At 44.4% G+C, this 3,234-nt stretch carries 3 protein-coding genes; all 3 read left to right on the forward strand.

The annotated features are described in order from the left end of the window. Window positions 1-1,346: 1,346 nt before the first annotated feature. Window positions 1,347-1,619, forward strand: coding sequence for a hypothetical protein (locus BP621_RS15020; protein ID WP_292391382.1), 273 nt, complete (start codon window positions 1,347-1,349; stop codon window positions 1,617-1,619). A gap of 30 nt (window positions 1,620-1,649) precedes the next feature. Beyond that, entirely contained in the window at window positions 1,650-2,498 is an 849-nt protein-coding gene (locus tag BP621_RS15025; RefSeq protein WP_292391383.1) for a hypothetical protein, read from the forward strand. Continuing rightward, window positions 2,495-3,234, forward strand: a 740-nt coding sequence (locus BP621_RS15030; RefSeq protein ID WP_292391385.1) for a PGF-pre-PGF domain-containing protein, incomplete at its 3' end; no start/stop codon positions are given. The genes BP621_RS15025 and BP621_RS15030, both read left to right, overlap by 4 nt.

The raw sequence follows: 3,234 nt of genomic DNA on the forward strand, positions 1-3,234 counted from the left end.
ACTCCAAACCAGGCATTAGAGTATTCAGAAGATGCGAAGCTGTGGAATGTATGCATTGAAGCAATCAACGGGAAAGACCTTGTCTACGGTAAGGACTACTGGGTTGCTGTTATTGCTCGGGACAACGCCAGCAACTACAACTCTGATTTCTCCAAGTGCGGGCCTGTACAGACATATGAAGATATGAATATGACGCTTGAGGAAGGCTGGAACCTTAAATCCGTACCAAAGGCACTTGTTGCTTCGAAAGCCTGTCCTGAAGATGTCTTTGGCGATGGCAGCACAGTCCTCTATTGGGACGGCTCATGCTGGCAATTCCCTGAGACTATTGAACCGTGCAAGGGTTACTGGGTCTACGCTAAAGAGCCTCTCATGACCAGTGTCAAGTTCAAAGGAATGCCAAACGGTGCCAATCCCGATGTACCTGCCTCTCTTGAGCTCACTCAAGGATGGCACATGATAGGGCACACCAAAACATCTCCAGTAGAGTGGCCCACAACTCTGGCTTCTCTCAGTGATAGCATCTTAGGTACGACGATATCTCCAAACTTCAAGTTCTCCAATCTCATTACCTATAGCCAAGATGAAGGTTGGGGTGGCATAATTTCTGACCAGTATCTTAACACGAACGCTGGAGGTTCATACATTAATAGCGATGATCCAATGCCAGTTGGAGCACTTCAGTCTGAAAACTTTATGGTTCCAGGGCAGGGATACTGGATTTTCATGAAGGATAAAGGTACCTACGCATCCATCGAAAATGTGAACACGACGGTCGTATAAGCCTAATTTTTAGAACAACTGACTGTTCAGCCTGTTCAGGCTGAATTGTTCTTTTTCTTTTTGTTGTTCACATATAATTGGAGGTCTACAATGAATAAAATATTAAAAAATGGCCTTTTAGGAACATCCGTACTACTGTTGTTTTTCCTGGCCTTCTCTCAGGGGTGTATGGCAGCAGCGGATGTCCCTCCATCTCCCCCGATGCTTCCGATGACAGTAATGGGAGTTGCTCTCATTAACGGCACGCCTGCTCCCGATGGGACTGTTGTTGCAGCTTATCTTAATGAAAAGGAGTATCTTGCAAATACTTCCTCAGGAAATTACTCCTTCTTTATTCCTGGTACTGCTGAAGATGAAGGAAAACTGATTACTTTCAAGGTGGATGGAAAGAATGCTGCAAGCAGTGTTGCCTGGAAATCCGGAGTTATAGTTACCCTCGAGCTACCTGATGGTAAGGCAGTCTATTCCGAGACTACTGAAAGTGATTCAAATAGCGATTCAAATANNGCAACTCGAATAGCAATTCAAACAGTAACTCAAATTTAAAAACAGGTTCAGAACCTTTGACAGATAATAAAGAACAGGGAGTTTCCGCAGAGGATTCCAAAGTCGATGCCGTTAAAAGTTCAGTCCTTGAGCCGAACATGACGGCTTTGAAAAGGTCAAGCGAAAATTCCGTAGATAAAAAGGTAGCAGAATCAAAGGCAGCAGAATCTTCCGAAAATTCTCCTACACCAGAAAGTGCTCCAGGTTTCCTTATTGTCTATGCGGTTGCAGGCATACTTCTGCTTGCTTTCGGATCCGATTTCGGGAAGGGATCTAGAAGGAATCCCTGAAGGACTTCTTAAAAAAAGTCTACATAATTAATGGTAAAATTTCAAGGTGACATGATGACGATCAAGGATAAACATTTAAAAGTTTTATTATGCCTGGTTATTCTGCTACTGGGCATGTTCCTTGTTCCGGCCGCATCTGCCAGCAGTTCTTCTACTATTCCTTCTACTCCCAATGTGTTTGAAGGAAGTCTGAAAGGAGATGCTGCACACGCGGGTCCTGGACTAGTAATCTCTGCATATATAGATTCAAAGCTTGTTGGCTCATACACCCTTCAAAAAACTGGGGAGTACAAGGTAGCAGTTGATGGTACCGAGAAAGATAACGGAAAAGCGATAACCTTCAAGCTGGGAGGCATAGCATCCGAGCCTGTTTCCGTGACCTATAAGCACGGAGCTGTGCCAGTTGAACTTGACCTGACATTTAATGGAGACTTTGAACCTCCTACAATACAAAGTTTATCTGCATCCCCAATATACATCCTGAATGACGGTAAGGATTTCTCAACTGTCAAGGCAAAGGTTGTAGATGACTCTGGAATTAAATCAGTAACTCTCGATCTTACCGACATAGGGCAAAGCATAGTTTCATTAAAGTCAGAGGGTGGAGATCTGTATACTTATAATATAGCTAGTACTATAGCAGACGAATTTAATTTCAAATTCACGGCTGCGAACCCCTCTGGAAACAGTGTTGAAGATAAAAACAGCATTTCTATCACTATACTGAACGAAAATCAACTTACAACAACGTTTGGAGGTTCTGATGGGGTCTTCTCTCCTGAAGAAATTGCGGCCCTTGTAAACAATAACAACGTATCTAGCGGGATCAAATATGCAGTTCTGGGTACATACTTTGCTGATGGGTGGGATCGGATATGAAACGGCCTGAATTAAAATTTGTTGTTATACTGCTCCTGGCCCTGACTTTAGTTACTGTCCCGGCTTCTGCATGCAGTGCAGAAAGGATTTTCCCTACTTCGGTTAGTCCCAATCAGGAGTTCAAGATAACAGTCAATGTAGCTGACTACGGTGGTGCCGGACAGGTACTTGAAAAGCTTCCTGCTGGCTTCACATTTGTTAGTTCTACCCTGCCGGAAAGAGCTGTAACTGTAAATGGCAGTGAAGTTTCCTTCCTGCTCATGACTGAAACGAGCTTCAGCTACACTTTGAAAGCTCCGGCAACAACTGGCGAGTATAAAATTGTGGGACTTTTAAGAAACGTCAGCAAAGCTGAGTTCCCTGTCAGTCCTGCCGAGTGTTGTATTACTGTCAGTCAATCATCCTACACCCCACCAGACAATGGCGGGTCAAGCGGTGGTAGCTCAGGCGGTAGTTCAGGTGGTGGAGGAGGCGCTTCAGCCGAGCCTCAGAGCAATGTTGCAGTCAAAGAACTGTCTAAAAAATCGGTCAACGCTGGGGACCGTGTAAAGTTCGAGTTCACGCAGGGTGCAACCTGCATAAGGTATGTGGAGTTTGATGCCAAAAAGAGTCTGGGAAAAATAACTACTATTGTAGAAATGCTGAAAGGCCAGTCCAAGCTGGTTTCGAGCCTGCCAGATGGTACGATTTATAAGAACGTAAACATCTGGGTAGGTTCAGGAGGAATTGCAAATTC

The sequence above is a fragment of the Methanosarcina sp. UBA5 genome (assembly GCF_002505485.1).
Classification (GTDB): Archaea; Halobacteriota; Methanosarcinia; order Methanosarcinales; family Methanosarcinaceae; genus Methanosarcina.

Bases quoted from the DNA above. Each gene is read 5' to 3' on its own strand.
- BP621_RS15025 (WP_292391383.1), top strand. From the start codon at position 1,650: ATGGTAAAATTTCAAGGTGACATGATGACGATCAAGGATAAACATTTA.